Annotated in this window: 13 protein-coding genes; 9 read left to right on the top strand and 4 right to left on the bottom strand. The window is 59.5% G+C overall.

All coding sequences use genetic code 11. From position 1 onward, the window contains the following. Positions 1 to 160: 160 nt before the first annotated feature. Together RTCIAT899_RS31005 and RTCIAT899_RS31010 are read left to right on the top strand one after the other, a co-directional pair. Positions 161 to 1,687 carry a sugar ABC transporter ATP-binding protein gene (locus RTCIAT899_RS31005; RefSeq protein WP_015343807.1) on the top strand — a complete coding sequence of 509 codons (1,527 nt, stop codon included), beginning with the start codon at positions 161 to 163 and terminating at the stop codon, positions 1,685 to 1,687. Beyond that, entirely contained in the window at positions 1,671 to 2,693 is a 1,023-nt protein-coding gene (locus tag RTCIAT899_RS31010; RefSeq protein ID WP_015343808.1) for an ABC transporter permease, read from the top strand. Before RTCIAT899_RS31005 ends, RTCIAT899_RS31010 begins: the two co-directional genes overlap by 17 nt. Positions 2,694 to 2,744: 51 nt before the next feature. Here the strand turns inward: RTCIAT899_RS31010 and RTCIAT899_RS31015 are convergent, their stop codons facing one another. Beyond that, on the bottom strand, positions 2,745 to 5,771 hold the full coding sequence (locus RTCIAT899_RS31015) for an alpha-mannosidase (protein WP_015343809.1): 3,027 nt from the start codon (positions 5,769 to 5,771) through the stop codon (positions 2,745 to 2,747). Positions 5,772 to 5,982: 211 nt separating this feature from the next. Here RTCIAT899_RS31015 and RTCIAT899_RS31020 point away from each other — a divergent pair, with 211 nt between their 5' ends. Beyond that, a complete protein-coding gene (locus tag RTCIAT899_RS31020) occupies positions 5,983 to 7,119 on the top strand; it encodes an ROK family transcriptional regulator (RefSeq protein WP_015343810.1) in 1,137 nt (378 codons plus the stop codon). A gap of 14 nt (positions 7,120 to 7,133) precedes the next feature. On the opposite strand, the gene RTCIAT899_RS31025 is transcribed toward RTCIAT899_RS31020, so the two are convergent. Further along, positions 7,134 to 8,180: a Gfo/Idh/MocA family protein gene (locus RTCIAT899_RS31025; protein ID WP_015343811.1), complete on the bottom strand. Its 1,047-nt coding sequence runs from the start codon at positions 8,178 to 8,180 to the stop codon at positions 7,134 to 7,136. 271 nt (positions 8,181 to 8,451) lie between these two features. Here RTCIAT899_RS31025 and RTCIAT899_RS31030 point away from each other — a divergent pair, with 271 nt between their 5' ends. The 6 genes from RTCIAT899_RS31030 to RTCIAT899_RS31055 all read left to right on the top strand — a co-directional run bounded on the left by RTCIAT899_RS31030 (position 8,452) and on the right by RTCIAT899_RS31055 (position 14,841). Next, positions 8,452 to 9,750 (top strand): extracellular solute-binding protein, encoded by a 1,299-nt coding sequence (locus RTCIAT899_RS31030; RefSeq protein ID WP_015343812.1) that lies wholly within the window; start codon positions 8,452 to 8,454, stop codon positions 9,748 to 9,750. Positions 9,751 to 9,817: 67 nt separating this feature from the next. Then, positions 9,818 to 10,747, top strand: a complete 930-nt coding sequence (locus tag RTCIAT899_RS31035; protein WP_015343813.1) for a carbohydrate ABC transporter permease — start codon at positions 9,818 to 9,820, stop codon at positions 10,745 to 10,747. Then, entirely contained in the window at positions 10,744 to 11,586 is an 843-nt protein-coding gene (locus RTCIAT899_RS31040) for a carbohydrate ABC transporter permease (protein WP_015343814.1), read from the top strand. Before RTCIAT899_RS31035 ends, RTCIAT899_RS31040 begins: the two co-directional genes overlap by 4 nt. 40 nt (positions 11,587 to 11,626) lie before the next feature. Next, entirely contained in the window at positions 11,627 to 12,865 is a 1,239-nt protein-coding gene (locus tag RTCIAT899_RS31045) for an ROK family transcriptional regulator (RefSeq protein WP_015343815.1), read from the top strand. Between the two features lie 39 nt (positions 12,866 to 12,904). Continuing rightward, positions 12,905 to 13,759 (top strand): sugar phosphate isomerase/epimerase family protein, encoded by an 855-nt coding sequence (locus RTCIAT899_RS31050; RefSeq protein WP_015343816.1) that lies wholly within the window; start codon positions 12,905 to 12,907, stop codon positions 13,757 to 13,759. 20 nt (positions 13,760 to 13,779) lie between these two features. Further along, the gene (locus RTCIAT899_RS31055; RefSeq protein WP_015343817.1) at positions 13,780 to 14,841 is read left to right on the top strand and encodes an ABC transporter ATP-binding protein; all 1,062 of its coding nucleotides are present in this window, start codon (positions 13,780 to 13,782) and stop codon (positions 14,839 to 14,841) included. 13 nt (positions 14,842 to 14,854) lie between these two features. Here RTCIAT899_RS31055 and RTCIAT899_RS31060 read toward each other — a convergent pair whose 3' ends face one another. Then, positions 14,855 to 15,070, bottom strand: a complete 216-nt coding sequence (locus tag RTCIAT899_RS31060) for a hypothetical protein (protein WP_041678285.1) — start codon at positions 15,068 to 15,070, stop codon at positions 14,855 to 14,857. A 182-nt stretch (positions 15,071 to 15,252) separates the two neighbouring features. After that, positions 15,253 to 16,149, bottom strand: coding sequence for a GGDEF domain-containing protein (locus tag RTCIAT899_RS31065; RefSeq protein WP_051043417.1), 897 nt, complete (start codon positions 16,147 to 16,149; stop codon positions 15,253 to 15,255). Positions 16,150 to 16,183 lie beyond the last annotated feature (34 nt).

Genomic DNA, 16,183 nt, shown 5'->3' on the forward strand with positions numbered 1-16,183 from the left:
CGATAAACCCGCCTTGCGGGCGGGGATGCGTCGGCAATCGCCGGCGCATCCGCTTTTCGATCGATCTTCTGGCCCGCCGTTTAGCGTGAGGCGTTAGCCCCAGTGGAAGGCGACGCGAGGAAGATCATCATCTCCAATTCGAAATGAAAACGCTGATGAGGTGGACGTGCCTGAGACAGTAGATGATGCCATCCTGAAGCTGGAAGGAATAGGCAAGCGCTTCCCGGGCGTCGTGGCGCTGAAGGATGTCTCCATAGAGATCGGTCGCGGCAAGGGTCACATTCTTCTTGGTGAAAACGGTGCCGGCAAATCGACCCTGATCAATCTGCTTGGCGGCGTCTTCAAGCCGGACGATGGCCGCATCCTGTTCGACGGCGAAGCCTATCATCCGTCCTCTCCGCTCGAGGCGTTCAAGGCGGGCATCCGGGTCATTCACCAGGAACTGCACCCACTTTCCAATCTTACCGTCGCCGAAAACCTGTTGTTTGAGCATCTGCCGCGCCAATACGGCTTGGTAAACTACAGGCAAATGAACGCCAGGGCGGCGGAGCTGCTGGCGGAAGTCGGCCTCGATGTGGCGCCGACGACGCTTGCCAGCAGCTTGAGCGTCGCCCAGCTTCAACTGCTCGAGATCGCCAAGGCGCTCTCCAACGAAAGCAAGCTTCTGGTCCTCGATGAACCGACGGCAACCCTGACCTCCAAGGAAGTCGATCGGCTCTTTGAGATTCTCAAGCGCCTGAAAGCGCGGGGCGTTACCACGCTTTATATATCGCATAGGCTCGAAGAGATCTTCGAGGTGGGCGATGACGTCACCATCCTGCGCGATGGACAGCATGTGATTACGCGGCCGCTCGAAGGGCTCGGAATTCCGAAAATCGTCGAACTCATGGTCGGGCGCGAACTTGCGCAGCACGACGCCTTCCGCGGCGACAGCACCATCTCCGGCGAGGCGCTTGGCGTCTCCGGCCTCAAAGTGACGAGTCACAGCCCGGAGCTGTCATTTTCCGTTGCCAAGGGAGAAATCGTCGGCATTGCCGGGCTTGTCGGCAGCGGTCGCACCGAGGCGGTCCGGGCCATATTCGGCGCCGACGCCAAGGCTGCGGGCGAAATCCGCATCGACGGCCAGCCGGTCGAGATTACCTCGCCCAAGGACGCGGTAACCGTCGGACTGTGCCTGGCGACCGAAGATCGCAAGATACAAGGGCTCATGCTCGACATGAGCTGTGCGCAAAACACCACCATCACCAATCTCGCCAAGGTCTCCCGCAACGGATTGATTTTGCGCAAGGCGGAAGACGAGTCCTCGCAGCGCCTCGTGCGTGAATTGCGGATCAAAACACCGTCCATTCATCAGGCCGTCAGGACATTTTCGGGCGGCAATCAGCAGAAGGTCGTCATCGCCAAATGGCTGTTTCGCGGCCCCAGGGTGCTGATCTTCGACGAGCCGACCCGAGGCATCGATGTCGGCGCCAAGGCGGAAATCTATGAGCTTCTGTGGAAATTTGCCGCCGAGGGAAAAGGCGTCCTCGTCGTGTCTTCGGATCTGCCGGAACTCATGAGCATTTGCCATCGCATCATCGTCTTCTCGGACGGCAAGATAGCCGGGGAAATCCCCCGGGCCCAATTTGACGAGAGCAGGATCCTCTCGCTCGCTTACAAGGAGTACAGTCGTGTCCGGAAACATTGAAAAGGCGACCGAGGCAAAAGAGGCCAGCGTCTGGGACAAGCTCATCCGGATCTCGATGAAAGAGGCCGGTGTCGCCATCGCCCTCGTCCTGATTCTGATCTTCTTCTCGCTGACGGCGCCCTATTTCGCGACGCCGGAGAACTTCCTGAAGATCTTCGTGCAGATCGCCATCAATACGGTGCTTGCGGCCGGCATGACCTTCGTCATCCTCACCGGCGGCATCGATCTTTCCGTCGGATCGCTGCTGGCGCTTTGCACCGTCATCGGCGCGACGATCATGATCGACCCGAGGTTTTCTCCCTGGCAGGCGATCGCTCTTGCGTCGCTCGCCTCGATGGGTGCCGGCGCGATTCTAGGTGCCATCAACGGATGGATCTGCGAGAAATGGAAGCTTCCATCCTTCATCGTCACCCTCGGCATGCTCAACGTCGCAAGCGGCCTTGCCCGCGTCGTCAGCGACAACTCCACCATCACCGGCCTGCCGCAGCCCTTCGTCGATTTCGGCAATCTGATTTTCTGGGGCGTCCTTCCATCGATCTTCCTGATCGCGATTGTTGTCGTCCTTATCGGCTGGTTCGTGCTGCGCTACACGGTGTTCGGGCGTTTCGTCTTTGCAATCGGGACGAATGAGGAGGCGGTTCGCCTCTCGGGCCATGAACCGATGCGATACAAGATCGCGGTCTTCACCATCTCCGGACTGACCGCCGGCATTGCCGCCATGGTCTACCTGCTGCGCCTCAATGTCGGCAGCCCTGTCGCCGGCATCGGCTATGAATTGAACGCAATCGCGGCCGTCATCATTGGCGGAACCAGTCTCTCCGGCGGCAAGGGCTCGATTATCGGAACGTTGGTTGGAGCCTGCATTCTGCAGGTGCTGTCCACGGGGCTGCAGCTCTTGGGTGCCGACGACAACATCAAACCGATCGTCATCGGCGCCGTTATCGTACTGGCCGTCATTCTCGACAGCTATCGCGGCCGGTTGATGCGCATATTGGAGAGTCGCTGACGAGGCGACTCTCCGGCAAAGGCAATGGCCCGACAAAATCGAGCTTAGCCGTCAGGTCCGCTGCAATTTCCAGGTCCGGATTTCAAACGGCATGATGTCTGCGGGTCCAGTGCGTTCGATCGGTTCTTCGAGGATGTTCAGCGGCCCCGATGTCTGCCATCCCGACGGCAGGGTAAGCGACAGATGACCACGACGCCCGGCCGGCTCGTAAAGTCGCAGGACAAGGCCCTCCCCTTCCTCGGCCGGCTTCAGACCCGAGAAAGCGACTGGTATGCCTTCGACGCCAAGCGGCGATAAGGTGCCGGCCGCAAGACCGCTTGCCTCCATGCTGACCAGCGGCTGATTGAGATCGATCGCCTCCGATAAAACGCCGCCGTCATACCAGGCATCCTCATGCGGCATCAGCGCATAGGTAAAGCTCTGCTCGCCTTCATCGGCCAGCGGATCGGGATAGATCGGCGAGCGCACGAGGCTCATGCCGATGACATTGCCGCGGGCATTGTGGCCATATTTGGCATTATTGAGCAGGGCAACGCCGAAGCCGGGTTCGCTGAGATCGACGAACCTATGCGCCGCCGCCTCGAACATCGCCTGCTCCCAGGACGTATTGGTGTGCGTCTGCCGCTCGACGACACCGAAGGCGCATTCGAAAGTCGCGGTGCGCGACCGCACGGCGACCGGACTGAGGGTTCTCAGCAGCGTTCGCCGATCATGCCAGTCGATGGTCGTCTCGATATCCAGCCTGCGGGCATTGGCCGTCAGAACATAAAGCTGGGTCACGGTCGAGTTGCGGTATCGATTGATGACACGGATCGCGGCGCGATGCGGTCCCTCCTCGACCAGAGTGATGCTTTCAGGCTGATCCAGGCGGACTCCTTTCTCGGCATAATCGGCATCCACGTCCCAGGCATCCCAGTTGCGCGGCTTGTCGGCGGGATAGACCCAGAGCTGGTTGGCCGCCCCTTCGATCGCCTCCCGCCCCGTTGCCTTGTGAACAAGGCTCGAGACGGCTCCATCCTTGCCGATGACGACAGACAAAAACTCGTTTTCGAGCTGATGGCTATCGGCCTTCAGAAGCCCGGCCGGCCTGATCGCCTTGCGATCGAAGACCGCGACGGAAAGAGGTGCGACGGAATCGGCGGAGGCCAGTACCGTTCCATCGGACAGTGTTGTGGTGAGCGGGCGCGGCGAAAGCGACGGGTTGACGACGAAAAGCGCATCCGTGACCCCGCCCGCCGGAAGATGGGCCAATAGCGTCGTCACGGATCTGACCTGCTCCGCCTTGGCATTGTCGATCACGCCGTCAAGCTCGCGCTCGGCGTCGACATAGACCTCGCGAATGCTCGATCCAGGCAGGATATCGTGAAACTCATTCTTCAGAACGACGCGCCAATCTGCCTCCAGGCTCCGAGGTTTGGCAGCGCCCAGCATATGGGCAAGCGAGGCGAGCGTCTCCGCCGTGATCAGGGCGCGTTCGGCCTGCCGATGCTTGCGCTTGACCCCGCTTTGCGATGTCAGCGTCGCGCGATGCAGTTCGAGGTAGATTTCCCCATCCCAGACCGGCAGCTCCTTTTCCTTAGCGGTGCGGTGGGCCTTTTCGTAAAAGCCTCTCACGGTGCCCCAGCGCGCCTTCGGGATCGCCGGGAAATCGCGCAGCTGCACCTCACGCTCGACCATTTCCGGCGTGACGCCGCCGCCGCCGTCGCCATAGCCGACGGCCAGCAGCGAGGTGTCATGCTGCGTCTTGCCGCGGAAATTCTTCCAGGTCAGCACGAAACAATCCGGCTGTACGAAACCGTTATAACCTTGCATGGGGTTATCGAAGGTATGAGTGAGAACCTTGCTTCCATCGAGCCCCTTCCACCAGAAGAGATCGGACGGAATGTGATTGCTTTCGCTCCAGTTTACCTTGATCGTGAAGAAGCTGTCGATGCCCCCAAGCTGCAGGATCTGCGGCAGGGCGCCGGAAAAACCGAAACAATCCGGCAGCCAGCAGACGCTATGACGCAGGCCGAAATGCTTTTCGAAATAGCGCTGGCCATAGAGAACCTGGCGCACGAGGCTCTCGCCTGTGGGCATATTGGTATCAGGCTCGACCCACATGCCGCCGACGGTTTCCCATTTTCCTTCGATAACCTTCTTCTTGATCCGCTCGAGCAACTCCGGATCATCTTCCTCTATCTGCGCATAATATTGGGCGGTCGATTGATTGAAGCGGAAGTCGTCGGAGCGTTCCATTAGCGAGAGCGCAGTGTTGAAGGTGCGGCGCATCTTGCGGCGCGTTTCGCCATAGGGCCAAAGCCATGCCAGGTCGATATGGGCATGGCCGGTCAGCAGCAGTTCGCCATTCTGTGGGAAGCGCTTTTGAAGCTCTTTCAGTTGCGCAAGCAATTCATCATAGGCAGCAGCCGCCGAAGCACTCTGCGCTTCGCTGAGACCGGCCGGATTGTCCTGAAGCTCCGGCAATTCCCAGATCTTCTGCTGCATTGCCGCGCCTGAGGTGCGCGAGATATAGGCTGATGTGTCCGACGGCCAATCGAGGCTGCGCAGCGCCCGTTCGGCGGCATCGATCAGATGCGGCACGACTTCGTGGCCGCCAAGAATATCGGCAGCCTCGCCGATCTGCTGCAACAGGAGATGCAGCCGGTGGACGGCCTCATCCAGCCAGATCAAGCGCGCCCTGTTCAGCTTCGGGGTCCTATTCGGCTCCCCGAACGGAAAACGCGCAACGCTCTCGGTCGCGATCTGGAAGTCGCGGCCCTTGATCGGAAACTCCTGGTGATAGGGGTCGAGGCCGAAGGTCTCGGCTTCGCCATCGGGGTAGCGCAGCGTCAGCAGGCTCTCGCCGCCAAGATCAAGCTGCAGGCGGATCTGTTCGAGCGGCCAGTCCTGTGGCGCAGTTGCCTTGGCAGCGAAGCGAACCGTCCCGTTGCGATGCGGCCAATCCTGATGATGCGCAATTGGCTCTCCATCGAAGGTCCAGCCATCAATCGCGAGGCTTTGTCTGTCGCGCCAATGCGCAAGCTCTGCAGTGCGGACTTTCAGGCGATCAAGGCGTTGGGCAATAGTAAGAGACATGGCTGGTCCTATCGGAAAATCGGCAACTGGCGGCAGAGGAGAGAACACGTCAACGCAAACAGGTCGCAGGCCCCGCGCCCTCTCCTCCCAGCGGATCGCACAGCCGGAATTTAGATTAAGTAACTTTGTTTTGGCGTCAAGGCACACAGAAATAAGTTGCGAGAGTTTTGTCCGTGATACACAAGCATCAGGATACGCAAGGAAATCGAATATGCGGTATCTTCGATCCGGGCCACGGCGCTATCAGCCGGAGGAGACGGACGTTACGCGGGGGAAGACACTCGGTCTGCGGTCGGGAGAAATCGCCGACAGAAATATTCGCGTCATCCTGGAGGCGATCCGCCGCCATGGACCCTTGACCCGCATGGAGCTTGGAAAACATTCGGGACTGACCGGGCCGGGGATCACCAATATTTTGCGCCGGCTTGGCGATGAAGGGCTGGTGACGTCGCATCGGCGCAAAGGTGCCGGCGGCGGCGCGACATCAACGGAATTTGCCCTGCGGCCCGAGGGAGCCTTCTCGATCGGCATCCGTGCTCGTCAAAATCGCGGCGAGGCCGTGCTTGTCGATCTCAGCGGCCAGGTTCACGACCGCATTTATTTCCCCCTCACTCGGACAACGAGGGCCGCATCGATCCTTTCGGCGATCGAGGACATGATTGGTCGCCATGCTGACCTGCCGATTATCGGCCTGGGTATCGGCTCGAATGACTGGAGCGCAGAAGAGCGCGAGCAGCTGGATGTCGCATCGAAACTACCGCGCAGCTATGTCGAGAGCGAATGTACTGCAAGCCTTCTCGCCGAGCGCACGATCGGCACGCCGGCCCTGAAAGGCGGGCTCGCAATGATCATCATCGACGAGGATGTCCGGGCCGGCTTCCTTGTTCGAGGCATTCCCTATTCGGGCGTTCACGGACGTGCGGGCAATATCGGCGATATGCGAACCGGCCCCGACAATGTTCCCTTGGACATGGTGGTCGGATTTGGCGCGCTACGCAAATTTCTCAACGAGGACGAATTCAGCCGCCTGATAGACGGACAGGAGCCGCCATCACCATTGCTCGCCGAATGGATCCGCGAGGCAGCAAGCCACCTGCTCGACCCGATCATCGCGATTGCCGGCTTCATAGCGCCGAGTGTCATCATGATCGGCGGCGACCTGCCGCGAGGAGTCATCGACGCGCTGATCCATCAGCTTTCCGTCGAGCGACGCGACACGTCGAAGCGACCCTTCCTCACGCCCTGGATCTCGCCGATGAAGCCGGCAAGCTTCAGCGGCGGCGGCGTGGCGCTGGGAGCGGCACTCCTGCCTTTTCTGAATACCCTGCTGCCGCCGGTCTCAGGCTGAACCTCACGGCGGATTCAGGCAAGCGCCTCGTCTTTATGGCTGATATCCGAGGCGAGCGCTTTGTCGAGAACCTTCTGGATGTTGGCCGCGCGGCGGAACGAAGGCTCCTGTGTCCTGCCCATTCTGACCGCCTGGACAAACCGCTGATAATTGGTTTCCACGTCGTCGAACGAAATATCACGCCATGTTGCCGTATGAACGTCTTCGCCAAGGCAGGCGCGAAGCGTTGACTTTCCTGTGTCGTAGATGATCTCGATCGAACCCGTTTCGCCGTAAACTCGGAGGCGCAGCTGGTCCATCTGCCCGGCGGCGGTGCGCGTCGCCTGGATGGTGCCGATCGCCCCAGTCGTGAAATCGACATTCATCGTGAAGCTGTCATTCGCATCGAGATCATAGTCTCCGATCTTGTCGCCCGGCGCCTTGCTGAAGGTCTTCAGCCGCGCGAAAACATGAGCGATATCGAGACCGGAACCATAGGAGGCGAAGTCCACAATATGGATACCGATATCGCCAAGCGCACCGTTCGAGCCATGCTTCTTGCTGAGACGCCACAGCCATTTGCTCTCGGATTTCCAGTCGCCCCAATGCTTCCCCACCAGCCAGCTTTGCAAATGCGAAGCTTCGACATGCCTCACCTTGCCGATTTCGCCGGCGAGCACCATCTGCCGCCCCTTCTGCAGGGCAGGTGAATTGCGATAGGTGAAATTCACCATGCCGACCTTGCCGGCCTTCTCGATAGCCTCGGTCATTTCCATCGCCTTGGTTGCGTCGGTCGCAAGCGGCTTTTCGCAGAAGACATGCTTGCCGGCCGCAATCGCCTGCAGCGTCGTCGGGTGATGAACAGCGTCAGGCGTCACGTTAGCAACAGCGTCAAACTCGCCCCAGGCCAAGGCCTCTTCCAGCGAGGAAAAACGATTGGGAATACCGTGTTCCGAGCAAAAGGCGGCCAGCCGCTCGGGCACGACATCGACGCCGCCCACGACGCTGACACCCTGGATCTCCTTGAAGCTTGCCGCATGCTTGTTGGCCATTCCGCCGGTGCCGAGAATGAGTAGACGCATCTGATCCTCCATTGATGGTTTGGCTGTTTCGACAGCCGGAGCAAAACCTCGCTGCCCATTGCGGCTGCCCGCAACGGCTCGATTATTCTGCGATCGGGAGCAGCGGATTGAGGCCGCTAGCTACTGTTGAATGTCGCTAGCATCTCAATCCTCCCGAGCTGCGACTTGACATCAAACCAAAGTAACTTAATCTAATTAATGCAGCATGGAAATGAGGAGAGGTCAACCGACCGCCAGGCTGTATCCGTTCAAAATGGGGAGGAGACCCATCATGAAGAGAGCGTTCGTCAGCGCCTTGGCGCTGAGCACGATGTTGTTTTCATCGCCTGCCGCGTTTGCCCAGGAACTGGCAACAAAGGACAGAATCGGCCTTACCAACGCGCCGAAAACCCTCACTGTCCGACTTACGAACGACAGCCCCAACAACCCCGATCCGGCGATTGCCCAGGGCTACCAAAAGCTCTTCGTCGATTTCATCAAGAAGCATCCCGACTGGAAGCTGCAGATGCAGTTCATGTCGGCGGATATCGGTACCGAACAGGCAAAAATGCTCGAACAGGCGAAGGCCGGCAACGCTCCCGATTGCGCCGCCGTCGACTCCTTCGTCCTCTCACAGTTCATGGTCAATCATGTGCTCGCCGACTTCACCCCTTATTTCTCCAAGGATGAGGTTGCCGATCTCTTTCCCTTCATCCGCAACGGCATTACCGATAAGGATCAGGCGATCCGCGCCTGGTGGTGGGATACTGACCTTCGTGTGCTCTATCGCAACAAATCCATCGTTCCCGACGCACCGCAGACCTGGGACGACCTGAAGAAGGCCGGTCTTGCCTCCGTCAAGGAAGGCATGGAGGGCATCCTCTTCAATGCCGCCCGCTATGAGGGGTCGACCTTCGACTGGCTTGCCAATTACTGGGCGCTCGGCGGCAAGCTCGTCGACGACAGCGGCAAGCCTGTTTTCGGCGAGGGCGAAAACAAGGAGAAATTCCTCAAGGCGCTGACCTACTACAAGGATCTCGTCGATTCCGGCGCGGCGCCCAAGCGCGTGACCACCATCGGCAACTATGACGACCTGAACGCGGCGGCGGCCGCGGGAACCACGGCGCTCTTCATCGGCGGCAACTGGCAGCTCGCCCAGTTAAAGGCAACGCTGGACCCGGACGAATTCGCCAACTGGACTTTTTCGCCGATTCCCGGCCCAACGGCCGATCAGCGTTCCACAGGCACGGGCGGCTGGACGATCGCCTCCTTCAGCAAGGACAAGGATAAGGTCGAGATGTGCGCCAATCTTGCCCGCGACATCTATATGGGGCCGGGCAACGCGCTTCAGCAGCAATTGCCGACGCGCAAATCGCTCTTCGACAGATATGACGTCTTCGCGACCGAAGCCAACAAGACCTTTGCCGAAGCTCTCGCCAACGGCCAGGCCCGCCCGGGCGCGCCGATCTATCCGGAAATCTCCAACCAGATCCAGATCATGATGGGCGACGTCCTGTCGGGTACCAAACAGCCGGAAGAGGCCCTTAACGCGGCATTCAAGGCGACCATGGAGGCTTACAAGCGTCTCTAACGATTGCGATCACGGCAGTGCCCTTAGGGGCGCCGCCGGCAGTATCAAACCCGGACAGAGAAGCCCAATGACCCTTATCGCCATCGAGGCGGCCAGCCGGCCCCACAGCAGATCGTTCATGCGCCGCTTCGCCGGCGCGCCTCTACCCTGGATCATGCCCGTGATCATCGTCATCGGCATCTTCTATCTCTATCCGGTGATCGACGTGTTCCGTCTGTCCTTCACCAATGCGACGCTGATCGGTGACAATCAGGATTATACGCTCGCTTCCATTGCGAACATGCTGAGTTCGCCGCAGCTTCCCGACATCCTCTGGGCAACCTTCGTCTTCGTCGGCGGCAGCGTCATCGGCCAGCAGATCCTCGGCCTTGCCGTTGCCGTCGTCGTCGTTCGCGGCGAAAAACGCGGCCTGTTCGGCACGACAATCCTCAGAACCACGGCGCTCATCGCCTGGGTCGTGCCCGGCATCGCCGGCGGCATCATCTGGCAGATGCTGTTTTCAGAGGCGCCCTATGGCGCACTGAACAGCATTCTGCGGCTCATGCACCTGCCGACGGTCGCCTGGCTGTCCGATCCCGCCATCGCGCCTTGGTCGGCCCTGATCTCGAACATCTGGCGCGGAACGGCCTTCTCGATGGTTGTCATGTATGCCGCGTTGAAGGCAATCGATTCCTCGCTCTACGAGGCGGCGGAAGTGGATGGCGCGACGGGCTCGCAACAATTCTTCTTCATCACCATTCCGCAGTTGCGCGCCGCCATTCTCGTCAACATGATCCTCATCACCATCATGACGCTGAACACTTTCGACGCGATCATCACGCTGACGGGTGGCGGGCCTGGCCGCGCCACCGAGGTCATATCGCTCTATGTCTTCAACATCGTCTTCCGCAACTACGATCTGTCCGGCGGCAGTGTGCTTTCCGTGCTGATGCTGATCATCAGCCTCGGGCTGGCCGTCGTCTACGCTTCATTCCTGCCGAAGGAGGATGAACGATGAGCAGGCGAACCGGCACGCGCTTCGGCGATTTCCTGAGCTATCTCTTCATGCTGGCGATGTTTATCTTTTTCGCCGGCCCCCTCACCTACCTGCTGTCGATGGCGCTGCGTGACAAACGCGAAATCTATCGCGGAGTGGCGCGCTATATTCCGCATAATCCCATCGTCGACAATTTCATCACCGTGCTCAACAACAGCTACTTCCCGCTCTATCTCTGGAATGGTCTGAAGCTTGCGGCGCTCAGTGGCTTCGGCGTTCTGATCGTCGCCATGCCCGCGGCCTACGCCTTCTCGCGCTTCCAGTTCCGCGGCAAGGGCTTGTCGATGATGGGGCTTCTGCTCTTTCAGATGATCTCGCCGCTGGTCATCATGGTGCCGCTCTACCGCTATATGAACCGCCTCGGCCTGCTCGATACGCATTTCGCCGTGACGATGGTCTATATCGCGCTTGGCGTGCCGCTTGCGACATGGCTTCTGAAGAGCACGGTCGACGGCATTCCACGTAGCCTCGACGAAGCCGCGATGATCGACGGATGCAACCGTTTCTCCGTCTTCTGGCGGATCGTGCTGCCGCTGTCGGCACCGGGCATCGCCTCCGTCTTCATCATCACGGTCATTGCCGGCTGGTCGCAATTCCTCGTGCCTTTTCTGCTGCTCACGCAAAACAATTTGATGCCGATCGGCGTCGGGATCTTTAACTTCCGTGGCATGCAAACCGACTCGTCCATCCAGCTGCTGGCGGCTGCCTGCCTCATCTCCGTCGTACCGGCGATCGTGGCGTTCCTGTCGCTGCAGCGGCTGATCCTTGGCTCCATGACCAGTGGCTCGGTAAAGGGATGAGGCCGGTTTGCGCGTGCCAGACTGATAAAGGATCCCGACGATGAACCAAACGACCGGTGTCAAACTGTCTCCCGACCTGACCGGAGCCAATGTCGAGGATGCGGGCGAACATAATCGAGCCGTCGTTTTGCGCTGCATCCACCGGCAGGCACCGATTTCGCGTGCGGAAATCGCCCGGCAGACCGGCTTCACCAAGCCGGCGATCGCCCGCATCGTCGATCGCCTGCTCGATGAAGGCCTGATCATCGAAGCTCGCCGGCGCCACGGTCTGAGAGGGCAGCCGGCAATCGAGCTTGAGATCAACCCCGACGCCTTCTTTGCCATCGGCATCAACATCGATCGCGATCATCTGACGATCCTCGCCGTCGATGCCGTCGGCAACGTGCGCGCCCGCGTCCACCATGAGAAGCGCTACATCCTGCCCGGCGAATTCATGCAGCTGACCGCCGATGCGATCTCGCATTTCCAGCGAAGCCGTCTGATCGACGACGCGCATCTGGCCGGTATCGGGCTTGCGATGCCGGACTGGCTCGGCGAGATCGCCTTCCTGGGCAAGCCCAACGATTACGGAGAGTGGATGGATTTCGATGTCCGGACCGCATTGGAAAACCTGACACAGCATCCCGTCTTCATCGAGAACGAAACCAATGCGGCAGCGCTTGCCGAGCTTGACTACGGGCTTGGCGCCGAAAGCCGCAGCTTTTTCTACATTTCGCTCAATGCCTGCCCCGGTGGCGGCCTTGTGCTCGACGGCGCCGGCCATCGCGGCGCCATGGGCCTGAGCGGCGAGATCGGCTGGCTGCCAATCGTCGATCCCCGCCACAGGGGAGGCCAGAAAGTCGAGCTTCTCGGCGAAATATTCTCGCTCTTCTTCCTCTACAAGTTCCTGGGCGAGCACGGCATCGAGGCAAACGTGCCCTCGGACCTCCTCACGCTGGATGCCCGTGGAAGGAAGCTGGTCTCGCAATGGCTGAAGACGATGAGCGCGCATCTCGCCGTCGCGGTCAAGCACATCGGCATGATCGTCGATCCCGACGCCATCATCCTTGGCGGCCGCCTGCCTATCCGCATGATCGATGAGCTGCTGCGCTATGTCCACGACCACCTTGATATGGAGGATACGGCGCTGCCATCGATCCATCGTGCCTCGCTCGGCGAGGACGCCTGCGCGATCGGCGCCGCGGCAATGCCGATGGCGACAGCCCTCATGCTCGCCTCGGCCGATGAGGTCCAGCGCACGCGTTCACCGCTCAAATTCATGGACCGCCTGAACACCTGAACAATTGAATTGGCGGCTGCGGCCACAGGGAGGATTTTAATGAGGATCGGTTTTTATACGTCGACGTTCAACGACAGGCCATTCGAAGAGGTGGTGGACTTCGCCGCTTCCGCCGGCTTCGACGCAATCGAAATCGATGTCCGCGGCCATATCAAGACACCGGACAAGGTGCGGGCGGCGGTCGCCCTTGCCCGCGACCGCAACCTCTTCGTCTCCTCGATCGCCTTTTTCGGCAATCAGCTCGATACCGATCGCGCCAAACGCGGCGAGCTTCGAGCCATCACCGAGGAATTCGCCGACGCGATCGGCGAAGCGGACGTGCCGATCTTCGTAATCTTTCCCGGCCGAGATGAAAGCGCAGACGAGGACGCCAATTATGATGATTTCGCCGACTTCGCCAACCGGCTGATCGCCCGGACGACGTCGAGCGGGTTGATCTTCGCGATCGAGAACTGGCCCGGCCCGAAGAACAATTTCATCGGCACCACGCCGAAAGGCTGGCAGGAGCTCTTTAAACGAATTCCCGACAAACGCTTCGGCCTCGAATTCGACCCTTCCCATCTCATCCGCATCGGCATCGATCCCTATATCGCGATGGATGCGGTCAAGGATCGCATCGCCATCCTTCATGCCAAGGACACGGCAATCGATGCGGCCGCGCAGCAGGCCGTCGGCTATCACGGCAAGGGGTGGTGGCAGTACAAGCTGCCGGGTCATGGACTTCTTGATTGGCCGCGCTTCCTGCGCCAGGCGCGCGCCAATGGCTTTGACGGCACGCTTTCGATCGAGCACGAGGATGCAGCTTTCGGTTGGCCGGGCAAGGATCTCGCCCAACGGAAAGAGGGCGAGCGCCTTGGCCTTGCCTATCTTCGAAAGGTCTTGAGCGAGCTTTGACACTATCTGGGAGGACGGAAATGGCTCATGTCAGAGTGAACAACGCGCGCAAGGATTATGGCGCGTTCAAAGCGATCAAGGGCGTGTCGGTCGATATCCGCGACGGCGAGTTCGTCGTACTCGTCGGCCCCTCGGGCTGCGGAAAATCCACGCTGCTCAGAATGATCGCCGGCCTGGAGGGGATCACCTCAGGCGATATCCAGATCGGCAAGCATATCGTCAACGATCTCGCGCCGAAGGATCGAGACATCGCGATGGTGTTCCAGAACTATGCGCTCTATCCGCATATGACGGTCGCCAAGAACATGGGCTTCTCCCTGCGGCTGAAGCGGATGCCGAAGGGGGAAATCGATCAGCGCGTCGGCAATGCCGCAAAGATCCTCGGCCTCGAAAACCTTCTCGAGCGCTATCCGAAGCAGCTCTCCGGCGGCCAGAGGCAGCGCGTTGCCATGGGCCGCGCGATCGTGCGCGATCCCGCCGTCTTCCTCTTTGACGAACCGCTATCGAACCTCGATGCGAAACTTCGCGTCCAGATGCGCTCCGAAATCAAGGAAATGCACCAGCGACTGCAGACGACGACGATCTATGTCACGCACGACCAGATCGAGGCGATGACGATGGCCGACAAGATCGTCGTCATGAAGGACGGCCTGATCGAACAGTCGGGCTCGCCGCTCGAGCTCTATGATCGACCGGCCAATCTCTTCGTTGCGGGCTTCATCGGCTCTCCCGCCATGAATTTCATCAACGGCAGCATGACGAGCGCCGGTTTCCGTACTACCGACGGGATCGTGCTGCCGAGCGGTCAGCATCCGGCGGCGGCCGTTACCTATGGCATTCGCCCCGAAGATATCAGGCTCGTCCAGAATGGCATTGCGGTGGAAACCATCGTCGTCGAACCGACGGGATCCGAGACTATGGTCATCGTCCGCCTAGGCACGCAGACGATCACCTGCGTGTTCCGTGAGCGGATCAGAGCCGCACCGGGCGATGTGCTGCACATCGCACCTGCCGATGAGGCAGTTCATCTATTTGACAAAAGTGGAGAGCGCATCGCGAGCACACGCTCGGAACTCAATTGAGGAGAGATGTTTACTATCTGTGTGAGGCCGCACGCAGTGATGGAACAGAAGCCGTCTTGCGAATGGTAATTTCAATGCCGCCCATGGACGTGCCGTCATCGGTCACATCCGGTACGCGAATGTAGAGGACCTCGGAATAGTTGCGGAACGTGCCGCCGATCAGCTCATATATTGCAAGTGCGGTATTCTCGGGAAGCTCTTCGACCGATACGCTTTTTCGTTGCTGCATGGGATGCTCTTCCAAAAGTCAGGGCGCCTTCAAGGGAGAGGGCGACTGCCGACACTTTAGTCCTGATTTGGCGCAAAGATATCCCAGGAATCATGAAAGCTGTCACAAATGCGTGAGGTTCGTTTCCAGGAAAACGCTGCGGCGGCATGATGTCGTGATTGACGACCGGGTGGCGAGCTCGCCTAAAGAGCAGCCTCACATATCGACCATGTAGATGGTGCAATCCGGAAGCCATTCTTTCCCGACGATTTCACTTCATACAAACCACGATCCGCCTTCGCGAATATGTCCTTGGAAGAATGGCCGGGCAGGATTATCGCCGCGCCGACGGAGGTTGCGATGCGAATGGTCTTCGAAGGCGTGGAGACGGTCCAGTTCAATTCTCTGACAACACGATCGGCAATTTTTGCAAGATGCTCGGTCGAAAGGCATTCGTGAATGACGGCGAATTCATCGCCGCCAATGCGCGCCACCATATTGGCCTTGGGGACCGCGCGTGCGAGCCTTCGGCCTGCCGCCTTGAGGCAATCATCCCCGGCCTGATGACCGAGAGTATCGTTTACGGATTTGAAGCCGTCGAGATCCACCAGAAGGAGCGCTCTGCCGGTTCGGCCCTCGGCTGCGCATATTTCATTGAAAAACGCTTCGAATCTGGTGCGAGACGTCAGCCCGGTGAGCATGTCGTACTCGGCCAATTGACGAAGCTGCTCGACCATCGTCTTCTCGGCGGTGACATCCTGCTTCATCCCAAAAATTCTAGTCGCAACTCCGTTCGCGAATTCGACGCAGGCGGTTATTCTGATCCATCGCCGATTGCCTCTTGCGGTAATGATCTCAGCATCCAGGCTGAAACCCTCGCCCGTGCGAATTGCCTTCTCGCGCACCTCATCGAGATGCTTTCGGGCCTCGGGAGTATAGAGTTTAAGGATCTCATCCCTCGTCAGCGGCGTTTGCGGCGCAAGATCAAAGAGTTCGTAGACCATATCTGTCCAGCTGAGCGTCTGGTCGGGAAGACTGCATTCCCATACCCCGATGCGAGCGGCCTTGAACGATCGATCAAACAATTCACGCAAATGCATGAACTCGCGCGAGGCGATTGCCTGAGGATCGAGT

Origin of the sequence: Rhizobium tropici CIAT 899 (assembly GCF_000330885.1) — a bacterium.
GTDB classification, from domain to species: Bacteria; Pseudomonadota; Alphaproteobacteria; order Rhizobiales; family Rhizobiaceae; genus Rhizobium; species Rhizobium tropici.

Coding starts and splice junctions, on each gene's coding strand:
- RTCIAT899_RS31050 (WP_015343816.1), top strand. CDS start 12,905: ATGAGGATCGGTTTTTATACGTCGACGTTCAACGACAGGCCATTCGAA.
- RTCIAT899_RS31020 (WP_015343810.1), top strand. CDS start 5,983: ATGCGGTATCTTCGATCCGGGCCACGGCGCTATCAGCCGGAGGAGACG.
- RTCIAT899_RS31030 (WP_015343812.1), top strand. CDS start 8,452: ATGAAGAGAGCGTTCGTCAGCGCCTTGGCGCTGAGCACGATGTTGTTT.
- RTCIAT899_RS31060 (WP_041678285.1), bottom strand. CDS start 15,070: ATGCAGCAACGAAAAAGCGTATCGGTCGAAGAGCTTCCCGAGAATACC.
- RTCIAT899_RS31025 (WP_015343811.1), bottom strand. CDS start 8,180: ATGCGTCTACTCATTCTCGGCACCGGCGGAATGGCCAACAAGCATGCG.
- RTCIAT899_RS31065 (WP_051043417.1), bottom strand. CDS start 16,149: ATGCATTTGCGTGAATTGTTTGATCGATCGTTCAAGGCCGCTCGCATC.
- RTCIAT899_RS31035 (WP_015343813.1), top strand. CDS start 9,818: ATGACCCTTATCGCCATCGAGGCGGCCAGCCGGCCCCACAGCAGATCG.
- RTCIAT899_RS31055 (WP_015343817.1), top strand. CDS start 13,780: ATGGCTCATGTCAGAGTGAACAACGCGCGCAAGGATTATGGCGCGTTC.
- RTCIAT899_RS31040 (WP_015343814.1), top strand. CDS start 10,744: ATGAGCAGGCGAACCGGCACGCGCTTCGGCGATTTCCTGAGCTATCTC.
- RTCIAT899_RS31045 (WP_015343815.1), top strand. CDS start 11,627: ATGAACCAAACGACCGGTGTCAAACTGTCTCCCGACCTGACCGGAGCC.
- RTCIAT899_RS31015 (WP_015343809.1), bottom strand. CDS start 5,771: ATGTCTCTTACTATTGCCCAACGCCTTGATCGCCTGAAAGTCCGCACT.